This window comes from Nocardia arthritidis, assembly GCF_011801145.1.
Taxonomy (GTDB): domain Bacteria; phylum Actinomycetota; class Actinomycetes; order Mycobacteriales; family Mycobacteriaceae; genus Nocardia; species Nocardia arthritidis_A.
In genome coordinates, this window is sequence record NZ_CP046172.1 from 5,816,233 (window position 1) to 5,838,715 (window position 22,483).

Sequence of the window (22,483 nt, forward strand, 5' to 3'; positions counted from 1 at the left end):
CGTGCCGATCTACGGAATGCCCGGTGTGTCCATGGGCCGCAACGGGTCTCGCGCGCTCGGCGCGTTCGTCGTCGTGGTGGCCGTCGTCGCGGTGGTCGGTGCGCGGGTGCACACCGGCGGGCCCGGCGACACCCACCTGCACGTCCAGTTGCGCACCGAGCAGATCGGTGAGGGCATCGTCTCCGGCACCAAGGTGCGCATGGACGGGGTCACGGTCGGCCAGATCACCGATATCCAACCCGTCGCCCAGGGCCGTCAGCTGATCACGCTGGATCTGGATCGCCGCGAAACCGCCTCGCTCACCGACGCTTTCACCGTCGACTACGCACCGGAGAACCTGTTCGGGATCAGCGCGCTCACCCTGCGCCGCGCCGAGGGCGGCGCGGCGCTGCGCGACAACAGCGTCATCGATCTGGCGGGCCGGGTCAACGATGTGACGATGGGCAACCTGCTGCGCACGTTGGCCGGTACCACCACCGATGTGCTCACCACCAAGCTCACCGACCTGATCACCCGTTTCAACAGCGATCTGCAGGCATTCACTCCGCTGCTCCAGGCCATCGTGATGCTCAGCCGCAATATCGCGGATACCCAACGCTTTCCGTCGCCGTACCTGCTCGACCAGTACTCGTCGTTCTTCGGTGGGCTCGGCGACTTCGTCTCGGCCACCTTCAAACTGTTCAACTCGGTGCTGAATATCGAGGTACTGAAGGACGACCGGCCGCGCTACGACGCGACCATCAATATGGTCGTCGACGGCGGATTCCCGGCTTTCGGTCACGTCGGCGACGTGGCGCACACCCATTTGCAGGGCTACGCCGAGCTTTTCACGCCGCTCGTCGGCGCGATCGCCGCGACGGTGCCGACACCCGGCCGATCACGCACGGACGTCAAGGAATTGATCGATCGTCTCGACCGCATGTTCGCCAACGGTCCGGACGGTCCGGCGCTGAACGTCACGGTGGCGCTGCGCGGCATCCCGGGTCTCGGCGTACCGCTGCTGGGCCAGAGCGGTTTCGACGCACTGGGCGGTGGCCGATGACCAGGCTGTCCATCGGCGCGGTGCTGGTCAGGTTCGGCATATTCGCGATCGCGATGCTCGTGCTGCTGGTGGTGATCGTGCAGGCCATCACCCGGCCGATCGGCGGCAGCACCGACAGCTTCAGCGCCGATTTCACCGATGCCAGCGGCCTGAAAACCGGTGACGACGTGCGCATGTTCGGGGTTCAAGTGGGCAAGGTCAGCGCGATCGACCTCGTCGGCGCCACGGCGCGGGTGACGTTCACCGTGCAGCGGGACCGGCCCGTCTACGACGCCAGCGTGCTCGCCATCCGGTACCAAACCCTCACGGGCCAGCGATATCTCGACATCCAGCAACCCGCCCAGCCGACAGCGCGGCTCGGCGGCGGCGCGCATATCGCCGAGGCCAAGACGATACCGTCGTTCGATATCACTCAGCTGTTCAACGGTTTACAGCCGGTGATCGCCCAATTCTCCCCCGCCGCACTGAATCAGTTCACCGAGAGCATCCTCGCGGTGATCCAGGGCAACGGTTCGGGCATCGGCCCGGCGCTCGACGCCATCGACAAGCTCAGCCGCTACGCCACCGACCGCCAGGCGGTGATCACCGCGCTCGTGGCCAACCTCAGCGATATCTCGGCGCAGATCGGCGGCAAGTCGCCCAATCTGAAGGTGCTGCTGCGCGGCATCGCCGACGTGTTCACCGCGTTCCGGGCCAAGCTGGACGGCCTGCTCGACTTCGCGGCGGTCGCGCCCTCGGCGCTGGGCCCGCTCAACAGCCTGCTCGACGCGCTCGGCTTCACCGAACAGACCAATCCGGATCTGATGCGCGATATCCGGCTGCTCTTCCCGGATCCGCAGGCGGCCATGGACGTGCTCGGCAGGCTACCCGGCCTGCTGCAGGCGCTCAGCTCGCTGCTGCCACCGGCCGGTGCGGCCGCCACCGAGGTGAACCTCACCTGTTCGAAGGGTAACGCCAAACTGCCGCAGGTACTTTCGGTATTGGTCGCCGGACAGAGGATCGCGATATGCAACGGCTGATCCGACTGTGGAATCTACTATTCGATCGGCTGCTCGACGCCGACGGGTATATCGACCGGCACGAGGCGGTGAAGAATCGCCGCGAGTTCCGGCTCGGCCTGCTCGGCGCCTGCTTCGTCGCGGTGGTGCTGCTGGTCACGGCCGCGATCTATGTACTGCCGCTGGGCAAATCCACCTACACCGCCGACCTGCCGGAGGCCCAGTCGCTGAAGGTGGGCGACCAGGTGCGGATCGCCGGGATCACGGTCGGCTCGGTCACCGCGCTCGATCTGCGGCCGGACCGGGTGCGGACACGGTTCACCGTCAAGAGCAACGTATCCATCGGCGACGCGACCACGCTGGAGGTCCGGATGCTCACCGCGATCGGCGGCCACTACCTCGCGGTACTGCCGGCCGGTTCGAAGCCGTTGGGCAGCAAGATAATTCCGCCCGATCGAGTGAAGCTGCCGTACAGCCTGGTGCGCACCCTGCAGGACGCGGCCGCGCCGGTGGCTCAGGTCGACGGTGACACGCTGCGGAAAAATCTGGCGGCACTTCAGGATTCGATCGACAACAGCCCGGACGCGCTGCGCCGGGTCGGCCGCGCGATGCAGTCGTTCGTCGATATCCTCAACCACCAGAACGCCGAGGTATCCCAGGCGCTGACGGTGGCGCGGGAATTCCTCGGCACCGTCGAGGACAGCAAGGGCCTCATCGGTCAATTCGTCCGGCAGACCGGCATGTTGGAGATCGAGGGGCTGAACAAGCGCGCGGAGATCACGGTGGCGCTGAATGTGACCGCACAGCTGCTGTCTCGGATCGCGGCGCTGGAACCCACCTCCCGCGAGGTGCTCGAACCGCTGGCCGAGAAGCTCCGCGAAACCCTGCCGCAGCTCGAAGAGCTCGGCGCCCAACTGGATATCGCGCTGCCGCAGTGGAAGGAGCTGCGCGATCGGTTGGTCGCCGCGACGGCCGGGAAAGACGGTGTGACGGTTGATCAATCGGCGTTGAACGTTTGTATTCCGGTGCCGGGACGGGGGTGCTGATGAAACGCGTGCTGGCGTCGCCGGGTTTCGTGACGGTGGTGGGCGCGGTGCTGTCGGCCGTGGTCGCCGTCGCCGGGTACCTGGTGGTGTACGACCCGGTGAAGCCGAAGCTGGCCTATTGCGCGCTGATGCCCGACGCGGTGGGCCTCTACCCGGGCAACCATGTCACCATGCTCGGGGTCACCGTCGGCTCGGTCACCGCGATCCGCGCCGAGGGACGTTCCGTCCGTGTCGATTTCACCGTCGACGCCGCGCACCCGCTGCGCGGCGACCCCTCCGCGACAACGGTGTCGGACACCCTGGTCGCCGACCGCAATCTCGCCGTGCTCGGCGAATCCGGCGGCGCCCCTTGGGTGGCCAGCCGCTGCCTGACCAAAACTTTCACCCCGAAGAGCATCAGCGAAACCCTGCAGGGCTTCTCGGATCTGGCCGCGCAGCTCGGCGGCGGCGACAACCCGGCCGAACAGACCCGCATCCGTGACAGCGTCGCCGCGCTGCAATCCGCCACCGCCGGGACCGGGCCGAAATTCAACGCGCTGGTGCGGGATCTGGCGAACGCGCTGCGTAAACCCGATGCCGCGATCGACAATATCGGCGCGCTGATCGATTCGGTCTCCGCCATCGGCAACAGCATGGCGGTCAATTGGGAGTCCATCAAAACCGTTGTGACGCTGTTGAATACCGCGCTCGGATTCATCAACGAGCTCTGGGACACCACGGTGAAGTGGATCGATTCGCTGCTGGTGATCATGCCGTGGCTCAACCGGCTGGCCCGCGAATACGGCAGGCCGCTGCTGGGCGCGCTGGACGGCGCGGTGCCGGGTCTGCGGCTGCTGGCCGCGCATGTCGGCACCCTGCAGGATTTGGTGAATATGCTGCCGCCGCTGGTGGATTCGTTCCAGAGCGTTATCGATCCGGTCACCGGCTGGCCCAGGATCACCTATGCGGCGCCGAAGGTCGCCGTCCCGCGCGATCAAGCGGATCAGGTCTGCGCCGCCATCGATGCGGTGGCGCCGGGCCGGTGCGCGGGTGCGGACGCGATGTCGCCGGCCGGTCTGATCCCGATGGTGCTCGGCATGGTGGGTGCGCGATGAAAAAGACTGTCACCGTGGCTGTTTCGGCGGGTTTGTTGGTTACCGCCTGCTCCTTCGATCCGTCCAGCGTCCCGGTGCCCGGCGCGGAGGTCGCCGGGCCCACCTACCAGGTGCACATCGAACTCGCGAACGCGCTCAACCTGCCCGCGAAGGCCAAGGTGGTGGCCAACGGGGCGCAGGTCGGCACCCTGCGCACGGTGCGCGTCATCGATCCGACGGCGGGCGCGCCCGGCCGGGTGGATGCCGTCGTCGACATCTCCGCCTCGGTCCGGCTGCCCGACACCACCACCGTACAGCTGCGCCAGAACACCATCCTCGGCGATATCTTCATCGGATTGACAACGCCCACAACAGGTTCCGCCAAGACGATCGCACCGGGCGGCGTCATCCCGCTGACGCAGACCAAACCCGCGCTACAGGTTGAGGATCTGCTCGCCGGCCTGTCCACCTTCATCGGCGGCGGCGCGGTGCAGCAGGCGCAGAACATCATCAACCGGGTCAATGCCACGCTGCCCGCGCAACCCGCCGACACCGCACACGTTTTCGACGTCCTCGGCAAGGACGCGATCGACGTTTCCGCCAATACGGATGCCGCCGACCGCTTCCTGCAGGCGATCAAAGAGGATCTGAAGGCGGTGCTGGACAATCCGGTCGAGCTGGGCACGCTGCTCAGTCCCCGTGGCGCGGTGGAGATTCCGGCGGATGCCAATTCGCTGGTGCTCACCCTCGGCGTGGTGGGTGGCCTCGGCGTGATCGGGCATGCCGTCGCCTGGCTGGGCCCGCTGCTGGAACGGGCCGACGCGGCGGCGCGGGCGCTGGTGCCGATCCTGCTCGCCGATCACCCGCTGAACCTCGACGCGCCGTCGAATCTGAACCGGGTCGTCACCCTGTTGCGGGAGAAGATCATTCCGTTCGCCGAGCGCGGGCCGAAGATCAACGTCACCGGGGTTCAGGATGTCGGCGGGGCGGGCGCCGACCAGCAGGTGAGCGGAATCATCAACGTGCTGCGCATGATCGGAGTCGTCCGGTGAAAACGTCCTCGGTCGCCTCGCTCGCCGCCATCGCCGCCATCCTGGTGGTCGGCAGCTCGTATCTGACTTTCGGTGTGGTGCAGGTGCGTTGGTTCCAGCACGACAACACCGCCACCATGGTGGTGCCGGATTCCGGTGGGCTGCTGCCGCGTTCGAAGGTGCTGCTGCAGGGGATCCAGATCGGTCAGGTGACCTCGGTGGAGCACACCGGCCCGCGGGTGCGGGTCGCCTTCCGGTATGCCGCCGACTACCGGATACCGGCCACCAGCACCGCCCGGATCGAAAGCCTTTCGGGTTTGGGCGAACCCTATCTGGAGTTCATGCCGAGCACCGATGCCGGCCCGTACCTGAGGGACGGCCAGCAGGTGGACGCGCGGACCGTAATCGCGCCCGTCTCCCTACCCGAGGTGGCGCGCACCGCGACCAAGATGCTGGCGCAGGTGGATCCGAAGCTGGTCGGCGCCATCATCGACAATTTCACCCAGGCGTTCGCGGGCACCCGGTCGGTGATTCCCGACCTGTCCAGATCCACCGACCTGCTGGCGGCCACCCTGCTCAGCCGCACGGCCGTGATCCGCCAGCTGCTGGTCGACCTGCAGACGCGCGCCGACGACATGTGGTGGGCCGGACCGGAATTGACGAAGGCGTCCGGGCCGTGGGCCGAATTCGGGCCCAGGGTGACCGATGTCGCCGACGATATCGCGCGGGTCATCCGGGCCGGTGACGCACCCGACGCCTTCCTGACCGACACGCCCGAGGTGATCGGCCTGGTACCGCTGATCAATCAGATCGCCGCGAAGATCAACGTACTGGGCCCGGACGCGAAAACCCTGCTGCCGCTGTTCGAACCGTTCGTCCACCTCGCCACCGGCGTCGCGGGGCAGATCGATCTCAGCGCGCTCATCTCGCAAGCGCTGCACGCCACCAGCCCCGACGGCGCGCTGCGGCTGCAGCTCACCGTCAAATGACCGGAGGAACCATGCGCGACATTTCGGTCAGGGTATCGAGCCTCGTTGCCGCGGCGGTGATCTCGCTGTTGATCGCGGCGGTCGCCGTGCTGTCGGTGCTGGTGGCGGGTGCGCGCGGCGACCTCGCGGACCACGACGCCGCGGCCGCCGACACCCGGCACGCCGAGAAGGTCGCCACCGACTACGCCGTCGGCGCCTCCACCATCGACTTCAACAACCTCGACACCTGGGTCGGCCGCCTCAAAACCAACGCCGCCCCAACCCTTTCCACCCGCTTCGACGCGACCGCACCGGCCCTGCGCGAGCTGCTCACCCCCCTCAAATGGGTCTCCACCGCGAAACCCATAGCCGCCAAAGTGCTTTCCGTCACCAACGGCGCCTACACCGTCGACGTCTTCCTCACCATCAACTCCACCAACATCCAAAACCCCCAGGGCGCACTGGCCACCGTCGACTACTCGGTCACCGTCGACAAGAATTCCGGTTGGCAGGTCACCGAAGCGGGCAACGACAAACCGTTCCCGCTCAAGTGAGCGTCGAGTCTGACCGATTCCGAAATTGTTGTGGTACAAGAACTCCGGCGGCGGCAACCCGCCTCAGTCCTTGACGACGAGGCCGAGGTGGCGGGCGAAGACCGGTGCCAGGTCCAGTAGTTGGGTGTGGTTGATGGTGGCGCCGCGGAGGGCGTCGAGGCCGTCGGTGACGCCGAGGGCGGTGGCGCCGCGCAGGTCGACCTTGGCGAGTTGGGCTTTGGCGAAGGAGATGTCGTCGAGGGCGGTGCCGGGAAAGGTGACGTTGGTGAGTTTGGCGTCGCCGAAGTCCGTGTGGCGCAATACACAATCGACGAAGGTGACATCGCGCAGCACGGATTTGCGGAAGTTCACCGAATCGAATTTGCAGCCCTCGAAGCGGATGCGGCGCAGATTCGTACCGCCCGCATCCACACCGGACAGCGCGCCGTCGATCATCTCGGCGTCCTGCCACGCGGTGTCGGATACGTCGGTACCGATCCAGCGGACCTCACGCAGCCACACATCGGCGAACCGGGCGAAGCGCAGCGAACCGCGGCCGACGACCAGGCCGGTGAACGCGCACTGGGTGAAGCGCGCATTGCCCGCGGCGAGATCCTCGAGGGTGCGCCCGTCGACGTGCACGCACTCGTAGTCGCCCTCGGGCTCGAGATCCCCGTCGAACGGCGCGAGATGACGCGCGTACGGCAGATCTGCGAGCTGGTGCGGCATGGGCGTCCTCTCCGGTAGGGCTGTCGTCTCGACAGTAGCCGAGCAGCTAGGGATCGAGCCGCGCCGCCCGTCCGCGCAGGTAGCGTTGCTGCGGCACGCTCGTCGCCCGCTGCGCCGCATCGAGGTAGGCGGTGCGCGCGGCCGCGATGTCACCCGCCGTCTCCAGCAGATGCGCCCGCACCGCGAACAACCGGTGATCGCCCGCGATCCGCGGATCCGCCTCGAGTTCGGTGACGAGCCGCAACCCGGCCTCCGGTCCGGCGGCCATCGCCACGGCCACCGCGTGATTCAACGCGACCACCGGATTGTCCACCAGCGCCATCAGCCGCCGGTACAGCAGCACGATCTGCGGCCAATCGGTTTCGCCGTAACTGGGCGCCTCATCGTGCAGCGCCGCGATCGCCGCCTGCAACTGGTACGGGCCGGGCGCCCCGGACGGCAACGCGGCGGTGATGAGCTCGACACCCTCGGCGATCAACTCCCCCAACCATTTTCGCCGATCCTGCGCTTCCATCGGGATCAGCTCGTCACCGGGACCGGTACGCGCCGGTCTACGTGCGTCGGTGAGCAGCATCAGCGCGAGCAGCCCGGCGACCTCGCCGTCGGCGGGCAGCAACCGATGCAGCATCCGCGTCAAACGTATTGCTTCACTGGATAATTCGATGCGGTACAGCCGCTCCCCCGCCGTCGCGGCATATCCCTCGGTGAAGATCAGGTACAGCGTGTGCAGGACGGCGGCCAACCGCCCCGCCGCCGCGACGGGTGCGAAACCCGCGCCGCTGTCCCGTATCGTCCGCTTGGCGCGGGCGATGCGTTTGCCCATCGTCCCCTCGGATATCAGGAAGGCGCGGGCGATTTCGGCGGTGGTCAGGCCACCGACGGCGCGCAGCGTCAGCGCAACCTGTGCGGGCGGCGTCAACGCGGGATGGCAGCACAGAAACAGCAGCATCAGCGTGTCGTCGGAATCGGCCGGTGCGGTGCGCCGATCCTCCGGCAGGGTCCAGCGCGCCACCGTCTCCTCGCGCCGCCTGCGCGCCTGGTCGGCACGCAGCATATCGGTGAGCCTGCGTGCGGCCACCGCGATCAGCCAGGCGCCGGGATCATCCGGAATCCCTTGTGCGGGCCACTGTGTCGCCGCAGCGAGCAGCGCCTCCTGCACCGCGTCCTCGGCGGTGTCGAAATGCCCGTAGCGCCGCATCAGGGCGGCGAGAACCCGCGGCGCGGAGCGGCGCAGCAGGTCCGTCGCCTCCCGGTCTAGCATCGGTGCGGCTCAGTCGAATTCGGGCGCGGAGTCTTGTAGCGGCCGCACGTCGGCGTATGCGCGGTCCCGAATATGTTGGGGCGCGGGGCATTCGCTGAACCGTGCTGCGATCTCGATTGCGCGGTTGAAGCTTTCGCATTCGACGATCCAGTACCCGGCCAGCACCTCCTGGGTTTCCGCGTACGGTCCGTCGGTGACGAACGGCTTGCCGTCCTTGCTGCCCACCCGCCGAGTGTGCACCGGCGCGGCAAGCCCGCGGGTCTCCACTAGCTCGCCGGATTCCGCCAGCGCCCTGTTGAACTCGGTCATGAACGCGACCATGCCCGCGAATTCCTCCGGGGACCAACCCGATTCGCCGCCGCCGGTCATCGCGTCGTAATCCCGCTGCGAGGCGTAGCTCAGGATCATGTATTTCATCTCAACTCCTCCGTTCCCGCGCGGCCTTGGTGGCCGCTCGATAGCGACGTCGGAACCACCGACCATTTTCGGACACCCGACGGCGAAAAACCCGGAACCAGACCGTATGTAATGTTGAACCCATGGGTTCAGAAGTACATATCGACGGCGAGGTCGCCACCGGATTCGAGCGGGTGCGTGCGGTATTCGCGGCCAACTTCGCCGAAACCGACGAGGTCGGCGCGGCCGTCGCGGTCTATCGCGACGGCCAGCCGGTGGTCGATCTCTGGGGCGGTCAGGCCGATCCCGGCGCCGGCCGCGCCTGGGAGCGCGACACGCTGCAACTGGTGTATTCGGCGACCAAGGGCGTCACGAGCACGGTCGCTCATCTGCTCGCCCAGCGCGGCGAAATCGACTTGGACGCACCGGTCGCCAAGTATTGGCCGGAATTCGCGGCCGCGGGCAAGGCCGACATTCCGGTGCGCTGGCTGCTGACCCATCAGGCGGGGCTCGCCGCGCTGGACCGGCCGGTGCCGCTGGCCGACGCGCTGGCCTGGCAGCCGATGGCCGACGCGCTCGCCGCGCAGGCGCCGAACTGGACGCCGGGCACGGCGCACGGCTACCACGGGCGCACCTTCGGCTGGCTGGTCGGCGAGGTGATCCGGCGGGCCACCGGGCGCACGGTCGGCCGCATCCTCGCCGAGGAGATCGCGGGCCCGCTGGGCGTCGAATTCTTCATCGGGCTGCCCGAATCCGAGCGGCGGCGGGTGAGCAGGCTGGTGTTCGGGCCGAAGGTCGATCCGAACGCTATCCCCGACGAGCTGATCCCGCCCGCGATGGCCCCGCTCATCGCCGCGCTGCGCGACCCGGAATCGTTGGCCAACAGGGCTTTCCAGGTGACCGATCCGGCCGAGATCGATTTCGATTCACCCGAGGTGCACGCCGTGGAAATGCCCGCGAGCAACGGTATCGGCACCGCGCGCGGGCTGGCCCGCCTCTACGCCGCGCTGATCGGCGAGGTCGACGGCGTCCGGCTGTTCACCCCCGAAACCCTCGCGGCCGCGACTCGCGAGCAGGCCGCGGGCATCGACCGGGTGATGATGTTCGAGGACCGCTACGCCACCGGCTACATGCTGCCCACCGAGACCATCCCGCTGAGCGGCCCGTCCGCATTCGGACATCCGGGCCGCGGCGGCTCACTGGCCTTCGCCGATCCGGACCGTGGCATCGCATTCGGTTACGTCACCAATTACATCCTGGAAGGCGCACCGGACTTCCGGGCAAGCAATCTCGTTGCGGCCGTTCTGGATTCGCTGAACTAGCGGGGATAGACGGCGATCTCGACCAGATTGCCGTCCAGGTCGCGGCAGTAGTGCGAGGTCATCTCGCCGAGCGCGCCGATCTTGGTCACCGGTCCGTTGGTGATCTCGATCCCGCACGCGCGCAGATGATCTCGCACCTCCTGCGGCGACGCCTCGGTGATGAAGCACAGATCCTCGGATCCGGCGGCCTCGGTGGCGCCGGTCACCCAGTCCGGGTCGTCGGCGAGCGCGCCGAGCGGGCGCAGGTTGATCTTCTGATTCCCGAAACTCAACGCCGTGCGCCCCTTCGGCCCGAATTTCTCCACCCGCATCCCGAGCACCCGCGCGTACCAGTCCGCGGTGGCCGCGACATCGGCGCAGTTGAGAACGAGATGATCGAGCCGCTCCACTGTGAAACCCATGATCACGACCCTACTCACCGGAAACTCTGATCCGGCAGGGTAATTCATCACACCTTTTGACCCGTTCGATGCGGTAGCGCCATGGTCAGCGCGCCGGGCACCGCGGCGAACGCACGGTCCAGTTCCGCCGCGAGCCGCCCGATACGGGATTAAAACCCGGGTGGTTCCAATGGGTGACCCGGTGGGCCGATGCGCCGATCATCGAAGGTCCGCGGTCACCACGGTCGGCCGTGTCATGTCACTGCTGCCCGAGGAATTCATGTCGTCGATCGCATCGCGGCCCAACGCCGTTCGGCTGCGCGCCGGCTGGTGGGCGCGGGCGCTGAGCCCGGCCGCGCTGGTGCTGGCGTGGCAGGTCGCCAGCGCTACCGGTGCGCTGCCGCCGCGGCTGCTCACCTCCCCCGCCACCGTCGTGCGCACCGCGTGGGACCTCATCGCGGCGGGTACGCTGCAGCACGCCATCACCGTATCGCTCGGCCGCGCCGCAACGGGTTTCGCGATCGGCGCGGTGCTCGGGATCGGGCTCGCGGTGCTGGCCGGTTTGAGCAGATTCGCCGAGTACCTGGTCGATCCGCCGGTGCAGATGCTGCGCACCGTCCCGTTCTACGGGCTCATCCCGCTGCTGATCCTGTGGTTCGGCATCGGCGAACCACCGAAGATCGTGCTGGTGGCCTTCGGTGTGGCGATTCCGCTGTACCTCAACACCTTTGCCGGAATCCGCGGCGTCGACCCGAAGCTCGCCGAACTCGCCGAGGTGCAGCGGCTCGGCCGGCTGCAACTGATCGGGCATATCGTGCTGCCCGGCGCGCTGCCGCAGACGCTGGTCGGCCTGCGGCAGTCGCTCGGCGTCGCCTGGCTGGCGCTCATCGTCGCCGAACAGGTCAATGCCGACGCGGGCCTGGGCTACCTCATCAACGACGCCCGCGATTTCCTGCGCACCGACGTGATCGTCGTCGGGCTGCTGGTCTACGGGGCGCTCGGCCTGCTCACCGATGCGCTGGTCCGGCTGATCGAACGAAAGGCGCTGGTATGGCGACGCAACTTCCGGTGAAGGAAAAACCCACCAGGACAACCGAATTCGTCGCCCAGGTGCGCGGCCTCGTCCGCGACTTCGACGGCCGCCGGGTGCTCGACCGGCTCGATATCGATATCGCCCGCGGCGAATTCGTCGCGCTGCTCGGCCGCAGCGGCTCCGGCAAGTCGACGCTGCTGCGCGCGCTGGCCGGACTGGACCGGGAGGTCGGCGGCGACCTCACCACGCACGGCACCACGGCCGTCGCCTTCCAGGAACCGCGCCTGGTGCCGTGGAAACGGGTGCTGGCCAACGTATCCCTAGGTCTGCGGCACCCGGATCCGAAAGCCGCCGCCCGCGCCGCACTCGCCGAGGTCGGGCTGACCGAACGCGCCGACGCCTGGCCGCTCACCCTCTCCGGCGGCGAGGCCCAACGCGTCAGCCTGGCCCGCGCCCTGGTTCGCGAACCGGACCTGCTGCTGCTCGACGAACCGTTCAGCGCGCTCGATGCGCTCACCCGAATCACCATCCACCGCTTGGTGATCCAGCTGTGGCAGCGCCGCGCGCCGGGAGTGCTGCTGGTCACCCACGACGTCGACGAGGCGCTGCTGCTCGCCGACCGGGTGCTGGTGCTCGGCGACGGCCGCATCGTGCACCGGACGGTGGTCGACGCGCCGCGCCCGCGCCGCACCGAACAGCTTGCCCCACTGCGTAATCGGCTACTCGCCGAACTCGGCGTCACCCAGGAAGGATCCGCATGATCGTCAGGAAACTGGTCCTCGCATCGGCGCTCGCGCTGGTCGCGGCGGTCGGCACGGCGTGCGGATCCGGCGACAAGGCCGATCCCGCTGTGCGCGCGGACGGTTCGGTCGATCTGACCCGGGTAACGCTGCGCGTCGGCGATCAGAAGGGCACCGGATTGCAGGCGCTGCTGACCTCGGCCGGTGAGCTGGACAGGGTGCCGTACAAGCTGAGCTGGTCCCAATTCACTTCCGGCCCACCGATGTTGGAGTCGATCAACGCGGGGGCGGTGGACGTCGGCGGCGTCGGCAACGCGCCGCCGGTATTCGCGGCGGCCGCGAATTCGGCCATCAAGATCGTCACCGCATATCAGGCGGGTGTCGACGGTCAAGGCATCGTGGTGCCGAAGGATTCGCCGCTGCACGGCCCGGAAGACCTGCGCGGCAAGAAGATCGCGGTGGCCAAGGGCAGTTCGGCGCACCACCACCTGCTCACCGTACTGGCCAAGGCCGGTCTGAAGTGGAGCGATATCGAACCGCAGTACCTGCAGCCCGCCGACGCGCTGGCGGCGCTCAGCACCGGCCGGGTGGACGCCTGGGCCATCTGGGATCCGTACACGGCACAGGCCGAACAGCAGACCGGCGCGCGAATCCTGGTGAGCGGCAAGGGATATCTCAATGGCGACAGCTTCTACGTCGCGGGCGACAAGGCGCTGGCCAACAAGGCGACCGCGGCGGCGCTGCGCGACCTGCTCGCCCGGATCCAGCGTGCGCACACCTGGGCGAACGAACATCCCGAACAGTGGGCGAAGACCTACGCCGACCTCACCGGACTCCCCTACGAGGTGACCCTCACCGCGGTGAAACGCGACACCTACCGCGACCATCCGATCGACGGGCCGACCATCGACGGTGAACAGTCGGTCGCCGACATCTTCGCCGCCGCCGGTCTCATCCCGCACAAGCTCGACATCAAGTCCGCGATCGACACCCGCTTCAACGATCTGTTCTCCGGCAACCCCTGACCCGGTCGACGACGACACCTCCCGAACGACGAGAATGGACCCTTCGGTCCGCACCGCGAGACCGCGAACCGTTCGTGAGGGAGTCGATGACCAGCCCAGCAACCCGGCAATGGCGCCGCCGCGTACCCGACGAGACGACCGAATCGGGCGCCACCGCCCTCAAACGCAGCCTCGGCAGGCTCGATCTCACCGCGATGGGCGTCGGCACCATCGTCGGCGCGGGCATCTTCGTCATCACCGGTGTCGCGGCGGCCGAGAAGGCCGGACCGTCGATCGTGCTGTCGTTCGGCCTGGCCGGACTCGTCTGCGTGCTCGTCGCGCTCTGCTACAGCGAACTCGCCGCGATGGTGCCGGTCTCCGGCAGCGCGTACACATACACCTACGCGACGCTCGGCGAGGCGCCCGCCTTCCTGGTGGGCTGGAATCTGTTGCTGGAGTTCGTGATCGCGGGCGCCGCGGTGGCCATCGGCTGGTCCGGCACCACGGTTTCGGCGCTGAAATCGATCTTCGGCATCGAACTGCCCACCGCGATCACCTCGGGCCCCGCCGACGGGGGCGTGGTGAACCTGCCCGCCGTACTGATCATCGCCGTGATCGTCGCGGTGCTGGCCGGTGAGGTGTCGCTGACGGCGCGGATCACCAAGGCGCTGGTCGGGGTGACCATCGGCGTGCTCGTGCTGGTGATCGCGATCGGCGCGCCGCATATCGACGTCGGCAACTGGACGCCGTTCGCGCCGTTCGGGGCCGGCGGCATCATCGGCGGCGCGGCCATCGCCTTCTTCGCCTTCCTCGGCTTCGACGTGGTGGCCGCGTCGGCCGAGGAGGCGCGCAATCCGCGCCGCGACGTCCCGTTCGCGATCATCGGCACCGTACTCATCGCGACCCTGTTGTACGCGCTGGTCAGCGCGGTGCTCACCGGGATGTCGCCGTACGCCTCGCTCAACAACGGCGCGCCGATCGCCACCGCGTTCGGGGCGCTGCACATCGGCTGGATCGGCAACGTCATCGTGATCGCGTCCATCGTCGCGCTCACCAAGGGTCTGCTGCTGATCATCTACGCGCCGGTCCGGCTGTCGTTCGCCATGTGCCGGGACCGGTTGCTGCCCGCGCGGCTCGCCGTCACCGGGAAACGGGCGACGCCGGTGCGGTTGACCCTGCTGCTCGGCGCGATCTGCGCGGTGATCGCCGGTCTGCTGCCCATCGACATCGTGGTGGAACTGGTGAATATCGGTGCGCTGTCGGCATTCGCGGTGGTGTGCGTCGGGGTGCTCGTGCTGCGGCGGCTGGAACCGAACCGGGAACGCCCCTTCCGCACCCCGCTCGTTCCGCTGGTCCCGATCCTGGCCCTGATCGGCTGCGTCCTGCTGGCCACCACCTTGGACGCGCTCACCTGGGTGCGTTTCGCGGTCTGGGTCGCGGTCGGTATCGCGGTGTATCTCGGGTACGGACGCCGGAATTCCACGCTGGCCTGAGATCGGTTCGGCTCAGCGGTTTCACTTGACACCGAACTCTGGAAGCGGGTTCGGCCCGAGACGGCATGTGTGGTCGGTACAGACGATCGTGTCGCGACTCGGCACAGGGGTGGGGTGGTGTGTGTTCACCAAGAGAATGAAACCGGCGCACAGGACCACAACCACCGCGGCGGCCAGTACCACCGTCCATGTCGCGCCGCTCGCATGGCCGCGCTCCCAGGTGGTGGCGGCCGCCTCCGCGCCCTCGGCGTAGTACACGGCAACGACGTCGCCCTCGACCCTGGTCGCCGGACCACCCGTTTCCTCGAATCGGAATACGCGGCCGTCACGGGCCGTGAACTCGTAGACATAGTGACGTGTGGTGGACACGCTGAAATCTCCGCCACCCGACGTCGTCGTGAACATCCGCAGACAGCGCCCCTGCGCGATCAACCCGCTGTCCCACGCATGCCGGAGCTGGGCCGTGCGCCGAGCCGCCGAGTTGACGACCCACGCCGCGATCAGAACGACCCCGGCGATCATCAGACAGGGAACGATGTAGAGAAAGACGTCCATTCCGGTCTCCCGAGTTATGAACCCGCACGCGAGCGCGAACTGCTCGGTCTCATCGAGGGCGTGCGCGCGACGTTACGCGCGAAGCATCATTTATTGATCATCACGCGGCTCGGCGGCAAGCCCGATCACCGTTGCCAACCGCAAACGGGGCACAGCAAGTCACGGCGTTGTCGCCGACCCATCGGCCATTACTTCGACGCGGGGCGGGACACACGAAAGGTATTGGAAATGAAGAGAATTGGAATCGGAATCCTGGCCGCCGGAGCGGTGCTGTTCGCGGCCGGTCTCGGCGCGACGCCCGCCACGGCCGCGCCGGGACTCCCGCTCGAGCGGGCGACCGGGGACACCACACCATCGCCGCACGCACGGCCGGTTGTCGGCGGCACCGGGACCGGGTCGGGAGAAGTACTGGATTCGCTCAGTGGCGGAGGCGTTCTCTTCGGTTGCCTCCTGAACCCGAAACCCTGGTGCTACAGCGGCTGATCGGATCCACCGCTACCGGGGCACCGTGGATCGCGGCGTTCGGCACAACCGAATTACGCCAATGTCGAGTGACCGGTACGTCCTGTGAGCGGTTACGCCGCTACGACGGCTGGACCCCAGGTGAGTGCGGGGTGGCGTTGGCATCCGACACTGGCGGTTTCGCACCTCGGGCGACTGTGCACCGTCGGATTCGGCTTTGGACGCATAGCCGATTCGGAGTGCCGCACCCCGCCTTCGAACCGTGCGTTGTCGGTACGGGATGTCCGCCTGAGAAGCGGGGTGCGGCAACCGGATCGGCCGTCGTGTCTGCCGCCGACACGCCGCAGCTCAACCTTTGCCTGCCTACGGGCCTCTGCCCGGCTCCTGCTCGATTCCGGCGACAATGCCTTTGCCGGGCGGTTCGATTTCGGCGAGATAGCCGATCCGTCCCCCCTGATGAACAACGGACGGAAACGGTGTGCCTCCGCTGCTCATGTGCGGGCCAGGCTCCGATCCGATATTCCCGGCAAGGACGCCGGCTGCCAGCACGGCAACCAGACCCACGCCACCGAAGGCCTCCGCCAGGCCCGCTCGCAATGTTCGATTGGATATCATTTTCTTTGTTGCCTCTCATTGATGATCGACAGTGCCATCGACCCGGGTTTTCCCATGAACAGGATCTCTCCGAGGCTCCGCGCAGACATATCCCGAAACTTCGGGATATCTAGTCATGGCCGCGCCACCATAGTGTGCGGACGAAATTCGGCGACCCGATACCGCATTTCGACGGCGCGAACAGCTCCGCCGTAATCCCCGAATATCCAGATTTATACGACTACAGCTGAATTCGGCGCCACTACCGGCCAGCCGACAGGATCCGACCTGAATACCGCCTGCACCCGATGCGCAGCGGTGAACGATTCGGCCGCTGAAACCGACGCGTTCTCAATCCGTCCGGCGAATGAGCCGGGTCTGCTCGAACAGGGCCAGCAACTGCTGTGCATCGGGTTTCGAAAGGTGCGGGGCCGCTATCAGTATATCGTCGACGGCTACCGAGGTTGTGGTCCGGAGTCCGTCGAGCCATTGGCATGCGGGCAGGAGGTGACGGTCGAGGCAGAGGGTCGCGGTGGTTATCTCACGGAAACCGTACGCGGTGACCGAGATTTGGGCGGTGCTGTTGTCGAGTGTGTCGATGGTGATGCAGGCTTGCCCGGCCCGGACGAAAGAGGTAACGGGGGTGACCGGCCGATCGGTGATCGGGGGGCGGACGAAGTCGTGAACGTTTATCCGCCCGAGCGCGTCGGCGAACTCGAGCAAAGCGGCCTGGTGCCAGTTCGAGTCGTCGAAGTCGTACACCGACTCCCGCCAGTACGTTTCGCGCAGCAGTTCGTTCCGTAGCAGGGCCAGCAGGAAATCGAGGCGCAGCGGTGGGATCAGCAGGATGTGTATGGAGATAGAGTCCTGGTCCGAGCTGGTCTCGTGCCAGTAGCCGCGCGGGACATGCAGTACCGCACCGGGTTCGAGAACATACTCGGTCGCGTCATCCGGAATCCCGGTCGGTGTTGCGCCGTCGCTGTAGATGCGGAGGATCGGTGGCACGGGTTCTTTGGGCGACCACGCTTCCAATGGGGCGGGTGCGAACGCATTTGGGGCGACGCGCCAGGTTTTCCGGCCGGTCAGCTGGACGGTGATCACGTCTATCGGGTCGAAGTGCACGGCGGTGACGGCACCAGGCCGGTTGCAGAAGATCTGACATTTCGCCGATTTGGCCGATATCCTGAACGCTTCGGCAGCTTCCAACGCGAACGGCGCGAACTCGGCCACGTCCTGCCATATGAAACACCGGTCATTCGTTGTCGGCTTGGTGAATGAGTCGCGCTGGGCGATCGAGGAAATCGTCCACAAGACTCACATGTGTAGGGTTGGCGATCGCGGCGGCCGGGCCGGGCGAAGGCGCGTCCTCGTCCTTCCGCACTCCATCGACGACGAGCGGTGCCGGACGGTTGAGAAAGTCGTCCACGAGGCCTCCGCTGATCGTCACCGTGACCGCACCGAACGGGCGGATCGAATAATCGGTCTCAGCGCGCCGCATATCACCCTCCGGCGACGGCGGACAGGATGGTCATGTCGGAGCCGGTGCGCACCGGGGTCGCTCTGCCCTGTAGCGTGCGCACATCGACGTCGTCGATGTAGATGTTGACGAATCGGCGGACATCGCCGTTGTCGCCGATGAGTCTGGTTCTGATCGAGGGAAATTCACGCGCAAGCGTGTCGAGGACCTCACCGACGGTTTTCCCCCGAAGCCGAACTCGCTTGTGCCCCTTAGCGAACGGTCGTAGCGCGGGCGGGAGGGTGACGGTGACAAAAGGAACGGTCGGCATAGTCGAAACACCTTTCGTGGAATGGGTTCAGGATTTCTCGATACCCCGGACCCGGGGTATCCCCAAACTTCGGGATACCGATGCACATGCGGGGCGCCCTAGCTTCGAGTTCGAACATTCGATAAGCCAGCCTTCCAGGATCGAGGAATCCTCATGAGCTCGAGCGCTTCAGCCGTGCGGTCCGCGCGCGCCGCAGGCCCCGAATCCGTTGCCTTGGCAAGAGAATTGGTGTCCGGCAGGCTCGAACGCCTATTTCCGCTCTGCCACAAGCCTGCCCCCTCCGCCGACTGTTTCTATGTGGTCGCCGAGACCTGCGCGATCAATGTGGAGGCGGCACTCAACTGGCCGGTGCCGGTCGAGGCGATCATCAACGGCTGCCTCCTCGCCTCGGAATCGTCTGTCGCCGTGGCGGACACCGCCGGCGGAGTTCACACCGCGGAGGCCACATGCATCACCGTGGCCGACAAAGTCGGGAACGTCGTCGAATCGATCGAGTCGGTAAGCGGATATTTCGAATGAAGCCGACTCGGGCCTGACGATCATGCGGCAGTTGCATATCTACGCCGGCCCTACCATCTCGGACTCGGAGATACGCTCCTCGGCGCCGGACGCCCGCCTACCCGGCCCGATCCGGCACGGCGATCTGTTCGACTCCGAGATTCGTTGCGGCGACACGGTATTGATCATCGACGGTGTGTATCACCACGCTACGGCTATCCGGCACAAGGAGATCCTGCACGCGCTCACGCGCGGCATACGCGTGGTCGGGGGTGCCAGCATCGGCGCCTCGCGCGCGGCCGACCTGGCCTCGCTGGGAATGGTCGGCGTCGGTGAGATTTTCGAGTGGTACCGCGACGGGATCATCGACGATGACGCCGAAGTTGCGGTAGCCCATGCCCCGACCGGCGATCGGCGCGGTCACACCGTCGCGCTGGTGAACGTCCGGCACATGTTGCGCTTGGCATCGGCCGCCGGCTGCTGTTCCGATGACGTGGGATTCGATGCGCTGCGGCGGATTCGCGATATCTACTACGCGGAGCGCACATTCCAGCGGATCCGGTCGGTCCTTCGCGACGGCGGGCATATCCCGCTCGCGGATTGGCTCTTCGAGCAGGCCCGTCGTGATCGAAACTTCGGTGATCTCAAAAGGTCGGATGCCCGCCGGGCCGTCGCGGCCTGCGCGGCCCTTGCGCCCCTCACGTCGACGGTGCCGGCGGGCTGGGTGACCGGGTACGTCCGGGACTGGCGCAACCGCTTCACAGTGGAGCGCGCCGAGCCTGCGCGCCCGCTCGAACGCGTACGCTACCAGCAGCTTTTCGCTCCGAACTTTCCCGATGTATGGCGGGAATTCCTGTCCGAGACGTCGCTGGCTCCGGTCGACGGCAGCGCAGCGATGTCGATCGAGCAGCGGTTGCGCCGACTGCTGCCGACCCGCGCCGATCCCGTGGACAGTCCGACCGCTCGGCTGTTCCGCCCCATGTTCGATGTGGACGACCCGCGCCATATTCGACTGCTGTTGGGGGCCGAGACCGCGGCGGACGTCGATGTGGTTACCCGGTATCGAAGGGCCGACCGGGATTTCACGGTGACACAGGTCGGCGTGCATACCGGATTGTTGTCGCCGACGGCGGCGACCACTCTGCTCCGAGAGCTGTGGAGGTGCCCCGCGGATGCGTTGGACGACAACGCCATCGAGCGCGGGTTCCGGTCGGGCAGGGGGGCGATCGCCGCTCTCGCGCCCTTCGCCGTCGGCTATCTGCGCGACATCGCCGGCTCACGAGACCACGAGGAAGCCACCGCATGATCGTTTCCGATCAACGGCTCGACCTGAGTGGAACTTACCGTGCCCGCCTTCCCGAACACACCTGGGAACTGATCTCGGCCGTGCTGCCCGACTACGGCATCACCAGAGTGGCCGATGTCACCGGGTTCGATTTCATCGGCATTCCGGTATACATGGCGACCCGGCCCTTGTCGGAAACACTCACGGTGTCCCAGGGAAAGGGCGCAACGCCATTGCTGGCCAAGCTGTCCGCGGTCATGGAGTGCATCGAGCTGCAGCATGCCGAACATCCAGACGTACCCACGGTTCGTGCCGCTGCGGAGCAACTAGACCTCCGATATCCGCTCGGCGCGCTGCCGCTGCGAATCGACGCCGCCGTCATCCGGTCGTTCACCCTCGACTGGTGTCCCGCCACCGGGCTCGCGTCCGGTCGCGCCACTTTCGTCCCCCGCGATCTGGTCGACCTGTCGTTCGGTCCGGAGTCCGACTGGCGGCCCGCCATTTTCCATGCCAGCAGCTCCGGGCTCGCCTCCGGGAACACCCGGGCCGAAGCGCTACTGCATGCGCTCTACGAACTCGTCGAGCGTGACGTGGTTGCCGGACTGGTCGCGACCGGCCGCGACCATCGGATCGTTATCGATGTCACCACCATCGAGCATCCTTACTGTCGCCGGTTGGTCGACCTGCTGGTGCATTCGGGCGCCCTGTTCGAAGTCGCCTTGGTGCCCAACAGGTATCGGCTGCCGACCGCGGTCGCGTACGTCTGGTCCGCCGACTTCCCGCTCGTCTGCGGAGGATCCGGCACCCACTCGGATCCGGCCGTCGCGGTGGCCCGAGCGCTGACCGAGGCCGCGCAGTCCCGGCTGACCGCCATAGTCGGAACCCGCGACGACCTCGAAATCGACAGCGGCGTCATGGAATTACAGGTCGCACCGAATCCGCCACTGCGGACCGACGGGACGGCATGGACGAATGCTGTTGCCGGACACGGTTTTCGGCCGGACAACTTCAGCGAGGAACTCGAGACCGTCGTCCTCCGCATTGCCGAGCACACCGGTTACGAGCCGCTCTCCGTCGAACTGTCGACCCGCCCCGATATCTTCACCGTCGTCCGAGTTGTCGCGCCGGGCCTGTCCTTTCGACATCGCGGTTCCGTTCCGCGCTGACCCGCGAGTCCGGCCCGTCGTCAAGGGGTCAGCGCGGCGATCAGTTCGTCGCGTCCGTCGGCGCCGGTCTTCCGGTAGACCGCTTTGAGGTGATCGTTGACGGTGTGCGTCGACAGGTTCAGCATGCGGGCGATGTGTTTGGGGGCCGCCCCGGCGCACAGGTGCTTGATGATTTGGCGTTCGCGGCCGGTGATCTCGTACCAGTCACAGAGCGACGGCAGCAGCAGATCACCGCTTGCCACCTGGATCACGATGGCAACCTCACCCGGAGTGCAGCCTTCCAACGGCTGTCCGTGGACCGCTATCCAGCGGCCATAGGCCGCCGCCGGCCCGACCAGCAGCGCCGGGGGCGCGCCCGGATACCGAGCATGCTTACGCGCCTGTATCGCCAGCCCACTCGTGATGGACCCGACCATCCATGCCGGAACCTGTGCCGCCGCATCGAGCCGACCCAGCCAGCCCCGAGATGTGATCGCCCGGACCGTGTTGTCGGCACCGACGATGATCACACCGGGCGGCGGTGACGGAACGGACGGCGAGAGTGGACCCGCGGTGACGTACCGGCGGAGGAAGGCGATGAATGCGGGCGTCAACTGGACGGCCCGCATCATGTCCTGGTCATCGAAGGACCTTCCTCCCGAAGTCCGCAACAGCTCCAGAATTCCCCAGAGGCCGCGGCTGTCACGCAGCACCACTCTCAACTCACTGCCCACACCGTGGGCCTCCAGCAGCTTGCGCGTTGTCCGGTCGCGCCGACCACCGCCGTCGGTCCCCAGTACGGCCGCGGGAATGGGCCGCGCGAGGAGGTCTTCGGGTAAGGCTGGATCGTTGCCGGCATAAACATTCCTCATTTGCGCCCGCATGAGGTCAGCGGCATATTCATGGGCGAAACCGAACGCCCAATAGCTGAAACTCGTTGCTGGACTGACACCTGCCAAATTCACCGCGTCGTGGGCAATGATGGGCGCGATCGCGCGGGACGTGGCCTCACCCAGTTCATCCTGGCTCGCGCCGTATCGGACCGGCGCACACAGCCGCTGTGCGAAGCGATCGTTCACTTCGGGTCTCATAGGTCCCCCGTGGCGTC

At 66.9% G+C, this 22,483-nt stretch carries 25 protein-coding genes; 16 read left to right on the forward strand and 9 right to left on the reverse strand.

The annotated features are described in order from the left end of the window. Position 1: 1 nt before the first annotated feature. The 7 genes from F5544_RS26120 to F5544_RS26150 are packed head-to-tail and all read left to right on the forward strand — an operon-like array spanning position 2 to position 6,712. Complete coding sequence (locus F5544_RS26120) at positions 2 to 1,042, forward strand: MlaD family protein (RefSeq protein ID WP_167475634.1); 1,041 nt, start codon at positions 2 to 4, stop codon at positions 1,040 to 1,042. Further along, positions 1,039 to 2,061 carry an MCE family protein gene (locus F5544_RS26125; RefSeq protein ID WP_342760383.1) on the forward strand — a complete coding sequence of 341 codons (1,023 nt, stop codon included), beginning with the start codon at positions 1,039 to 1,041 and terminating at the stop codon, positions 2,059 to 2,061. The genes F5544_RS26120 and F5544_RS26125 overlap by 4 nt, the downstream gene beginning before the upstream one ends. Beyond that, a complete protein-coding gene (locus F5544_RS26130) occupies positions 2,049 to 3,086 on the forward strand; it encodes an MlaD family protein (protein WP_167475635.1) in 1,038 nt (345 codons plus the stop codon). The genes F5544_RS26125 and F5544_RS26130 overlap by 13 nt, the downstream gene beginning before the upstream one ends. Beyond that, entirely contained in the window at positions 3,086 to 4,180 is a 1,095-nt protein-coding gene (locus F5544_RS26135) for an MlaD family protein (protein WP_167475636.1), read from the forward strand. Before F5544_RS26130 ends, F5544_RS26135 begins: the two co-directional genes overlap by 1 nt. After that, complete coding sequence (locus F5544_RS26140) at positions 4,177 to 5,211, forward strand: MlaD family protein (protein ID WP_167475637.1); 1,035 nt, start codon at positions 4,177 to 4,179, stop codon at positions 5,209 to 5,211. The genes F5544_RS26135 and F5544_RS26140 overlap by 4 nt, the downstream gene beginning before the upstream one ends. Continuing rightward, the gene (locus tag F5544_RS26145; protein WP_167475638.1) at positions 5,208 to 6,179 is read left to right on the forward strand and encodes an MlaD family protein; all 972 of its coding nucleotides are present in this window, start codon (positions 5,208 to 5,210) and stop codon (positions 6,177 to 6,179) included. The genes F5544_RS26140 and F5544_RS26145 overlap by 4 nt, the downstream gene beginning before the upstream one ends. Positions 6,180 to 6,190: 11 nt before the next feature. Beyond that, positions 6,191 to 6,712: a hypothetical protein gene (locus tag F5544_RS26150; protein ID WP_238846669.1), complete on the forward strand. Its 522-nt coding sequence runs from the start codon at positions 6,191 to 6,193 to the stop codon at positions 6,710 to 6,712. A 63-nt stretch (positions 6,713 to 6,775) separates the two neighbouring features. Here the strand turns inward: F5544_RS26150 and F5544_RS26155 are convergent, their stop codons facing one another. The 3 genes from F5544_RS26155 to F5544_RS26165 are packed head-to-tail and all read right to left on the reverse strand — an operon-like array spanning position 6,776 to position 9,098. Continuing rightward, positions 6,776 to 7,420 carry a pentapeptide repeat-containing protein gene (locus tag F5544_RS26155; protein WP_167475639.1) on the reverse strand — a complete coding sequence of 215 codons (645 nt, stop codon included), beginning with the start codon at positions 7,418 to 7,420 and terminating at the stop codon, positions 6,776 to 6,778. A gap of 46 nt (positions 7,421 to 7,466) precedes the next feature. Beyond that, positions 7,467 to 8,681 (reverse strand): RNA polymerase sigma factor, encoded by a 1,215-nt coding sequence (locus tag F5544_RS26160; RefSeq protein ID WP_167475640.1) that lies wholly within the window; start codon positions 8,679 to 8,681, stop codon positions 7,467 to 7,469. Between the two features lie 9 nt (positions 8,682 to 8,690). Then, positions 8,691 to 9,098, reverse strand: a complete 408-nt coding sequence (locus F5544_RS26165) for a YciI family protein (RefSeq protein ID WP_167475641.1) — start codon at positions 9,096 to 9,098, stop codon at positions 8,691 to 8,693. A 122-nt stretch (positions 9,099 to 9,220) separates the two neighbouring features. On the opposite strand from F5544_RS26165, the gene F5544_RS26170 reads away from it, so the two are divergent. Next, complete coding sequence (locus tag F5544_RS26170) at positions 9,221 to 10,399, forward strand: serine hydrolase domain-containing protein (protein WP_167475642.1); 1,179 nt, start codon at positions 9,221 to 9,223, stop codon at positions 10,397 to 10,399. Here F5544_RS26170 and F5544_RS26175 read toward each other — a convergent pair. Continuing rightward, entirely contained in the window at positions 10,396 to 10,800 is a 405-nt protein-coding gene (locus F5544_RS26175) for a VOC family protein (protein ID WP_167475643.1), read from the reverse strand. The genes F5544_RS26170 and F5544_RS26175 overlap by 4 nt on opposite strands. 259 nt (positions 10,801 to 11,059) lie before the next feature. Between F5544_RS26175 and F5544_RS26180 the strand changes: the two genes are divergently transcribed. The 4 genes from F5544_RS26180 to F5544_RS26195 all read left to right on the forward strand — a co-directional run bounded on the left by F5544_RS26180 (position 11,060) and on the right by F5544_RS26195 (position 15,049). Then, positions 11,060 to 11,851, forward strand: a complete 792-nt coding sequence (locus tag F5544_RS26180) for an ABC transporter permease (RefSeq protein ID WP_174867624.1) — start codon at positions 11,060 to 11,062, stop codon at positions 11,849 to 11,851. Further along, positions 11,830 to 12,573 (forward strand): ABC transporter ATP-binding protein, encoded by a 744-nt coding sequence (locus F5544_RS26185; protein WP_167475644.1) that lies wholly within the window; start codon positions 11,830 to 11,832, stop codon positions 12,571 to 12,573. The genes F5544_RS26180 and F5544_RS26185 overlap by 22 nt, the downstream gene beginning before the upstream one ends. Further along, complete coding sequence (locus F5544_RS26190; protein WP_174867407.1) at positions 12,570 to 13,577, forward strand: ABC transporter substrate-binding protein; 1,008 nt, start codon at positions 12,570 to 12,572, stop codon at positions 13,575 to 13,577. The genes F5544_RS26185 and F5544_RS26190 overlap by 4 nt, the downstream gene beginning before the upstream one ends. A gap of 86 nt (positions 13,578 to 13,663) precedes the next feature. Further along, on the forward strand, positions 13,664 to 15,049 hold the full coding sequence (locus tag F5544_RS26195) for an APC family permease (RefSeq protein WP_167475645.1): 1,386 nt from the start codon (positions 13,664 to 13,666) through the stop codon (positions 15,047 to 15,049). Positions 15,050 to 15,070: 21 nt separating this feature from the next. Here F5544_RS26195 and F5544_RS26200 read toward each other — a convergent pair whose 3' ends face one another. Continuing rightward, entirely contained in the window at positions 15,071 to 15,604 is a 534-nt protein-coding gene (locus F5544_RS26200) for a hypothetical protein (protein WP_174867409.1), read from the reverse strand. 228 nt (positions 15,605 to 15,832) lie between these two features. On the opposite strand from F5544_RS26200, the gene F5544_RS26205 reads away from it, so the two are divergent. Next, positions 15,833 to 16,087, forward strand: a complete 255-nt coding sequence (locus tag F5544_RS26205) for a hypothetical protein (RefSeq protein ID WP_167475646.1) — start codon at positions 15,833 to 15,835, stop codon at positions 16,085 to 16,087. Positions 16,088 to 17,011: 924 nt separating this feature from the next. Here F5544_RS26205 and F5544_RS26210 read toward each other — a convergent pair. The 3 genes from F5544_RS26210 to F5544_RS26220 are packed head-to-tail and all read right to left on the reverse strand — an operon-like array spanning position 17,012 to position 18,447. Then, positions 17,012 to 17,890 (reverse strand): JmjC domain-containing protein, encoded by an 879-nt coding sequence (locus F5544_RS26210; protein WP_275106967.1) that lies wholly within the window; start codon positions 17,888 to 17,890, stop codon positions 17,012 to 17,014. 22 nt (positions 17,891 to 17,912) lie between these two features. Further along, positions 17,913 to 18,158, reverse strand: a complete 246-nt coding sequence (locus F5544_RS26215; RefSeq protein WP_167475648.1) for a hypothetical protein — start codon at positions 18,156 to 18,158, stop codon at positions 17,913 to 17,915. 1 nt (position 18,159) lies between these two features. Beyond that, on the reverse strand, positions 18,160 to 18,447 hold the full coding sequence (locus tag F5544_RS26220; RefSeq protein WP_167475649.1) for a MoaD/ThiS family protein: 288 nt from the start codon (positions 18,445 to 18,447) through the stop codon (positions 18,160 to 18,162). Positions 18,448 to 18,744: 297 nt separating this feature from the next. Here F5544_RS26220 and F5544_RS26225 point away from each other — a divergent pair, with 297 nt between their 5' ends. From F5544_RS26225 to F5544_RS26235, 3 genes are read left to right on the forward strand one after another with little or no spacing between them, the layout of a single operon-like run. Continuing rightward, positions 18,745 to 18,966, forward strand: a complete 222-nt coding sequence (locus tag F5544_RS26225) for a hypothetical protein (protein ID WP_167475650.1) — start codon at positions 18,745 to 18,747, stop codon at positions 18,964 to 18,966. Between the two features lie 31 nt (positions 18,967 to 18,997). Continuing rightward, positions 18,998 to 20,251, forward strand: a complete 1,254-nt coding sequence (locus F5544_RS26230; RefSeq protein WP_167475651.1) for a TfuA-like protein — start codon at positions 18,998 to 19,000, stop codon at positions 20,249 to 20,251. Beyond that, a complete protein-coding gene (locus F5544_RS26235; RefSeq protein WP_167475652.1) occupies positions 20,248 to 21,396 on the forward strand; it encodes a YcaO-like family protein in 1,149 nt (382 codons plus the stop codon). Before F5544_RS26230 ends, F5544_RS26235 begins: the two co-directional genes overlap by 4 nt. Positions 21,397 to 21,416: 20 nt before the next feature. Here the strand turns inward: F5544_RS26235 and F5544_RS26240 are convergent, their stop codons facing one another. Next, the gene (locus F5544_RS26240) at positions 21,417 to 22,454 is read right to left on the reverse strand and encodes a helix-turn-helix transcriptional regulator (RefSeq protein WP_203217357.1); all 1,038 of its coding nucleotides are present in this window, start codon (positions 22,452 to 22,454) and stop codon (positions 21,417 to 21,419) included. Positions 22,455 to 22,483 lie beyond the last annotated feature (29 nt).

Coding starts and splice junctions, on each gene's coding strand:
- F5544_RS26220 (WP_167475649.1), bottom strand. CDS start 18,447: ATGCCGACCGTTCCTTTTGTCACCGTCACCCTCCCGCCCGCGCTACGA.
- F5544_RS26180 (WP_174867624.1), top strand. CDS start 11,060: ATGTCGTCGATCGCATCGCGGCCCAACGCCGTTCGGCTGCGCGCCGGC.
- F5544_RS26235 (WP_167475652.1), top strand. CDS start 20,248: ATGATCGTTTCCGATCAACGGCTCGACCTGAGTGGAACTTACCGTGCC.
- F5544_RS26170 (WP_167475642.1), top strand. CDS start 9,221: ATGGGTTCAGAAGTACATATCGACGGCGAGGTCGCCACCGGATTCGAG.
- F5544_RS26155 (WP_167475639.1), bottom strand. CDS start 7,420: ATGCCGCACCAGCTCGCAGATCTGCCGTACGCGCGTCATCTCGCGCCG.
- F5544_RS26175 (WP_167475643.1), bottom strand. CDS start 10,800: ATGGGTTTCACAGTGGAGCGGCTCGATCATCTCGTTCTCAACTGCGCC.
- F5544_RS26200 (WP_174867409.1), bottom strand. CDS start 15,604: ATGGACGTCTTTCTCTACATCGTTCCCTGTCTGATGATCGCCGGGGTC.
- F5544_RS26160 (WP_167475640.1), bottom strand. CDS start 8,681: ATGCTAGACCGGGAGGCGACGGACCTGCTGCGCCGCTCCGCGCCGCGG.
- F5544_RS26125 (WP_342760383.1), top strand. CDS start 1,039: ATGACCAGGCTGTCCATCGGCGCGGTGCTGGTCAGGTTCGGCATATTC.
- F5544_RS26140 (WP_167475637.1), top strand. CDS start 4,177: ATGAAAAAGACTGTCACCGTGGCTGTTTCGGCGGGTTTGTTGGTTACC.
- F5544_RS26135 (WP_167475636.1), top strand. CDS start 3,086: ATGAAACGCGTGCTGGCGTCGCCGGGTTTCGTGACGGTGGTGGGCGCG.
- F5544_RS26185 (WP_167475644.1), top strand. CDS start 11,830: ATGGCGACGCAACTTCCGGTGAAGGAAAAACCCACCAGGACAACCGAA.
- F5544_RS26205 (WP_167475646.1), top strand. CDS start 15,833: ATGAAGAGAATTGGAATCGGAATCCTGGCCGCCGGAGCGGTGCTGTTC.
- F5544_RS26190 (WP_174867407.1), top strand. CDS start 12,570: ATGATCGTCAGGAAACTGGTCCTCGCATCGGCGCTCGCGCTGGTCGCG.
- F5544_RS26150 (WP_238846669.1), top strand. CDS start 6,191: ATGCGCGACATTTCGGTCAGGGTATCGAGCCTCGTTGCCGCGGCGGTG.
- F5544_RS26130 (WP_167475635.1), top strand. CDS start 2,049: ATGCAACGGCTGATCCGACTGTGGAATCTACTATTCGATCGGCTGCTC.
- F5544_RS26215 (WP_167475648.1), bottom strand. CDS start 18,158: ATGCGGCGCGCTGAGACCGATTATTCGATCCGCCCGTTCGGTGCGGTC.
- F5544_RS26195 (WP_167475645.1), top strand. CDS start 13,664: ATGACCAGCCCAGCAACCCGGCAATGGCGCCGCCGCGTACCCGACGAG.
- F5544_RS26165 (WP_167475641.1), bottom strand. CDS start 9,098: ATGAAATACATGATCCTGAGCTACGCCTCGCAGCGGGATTACGACGCG.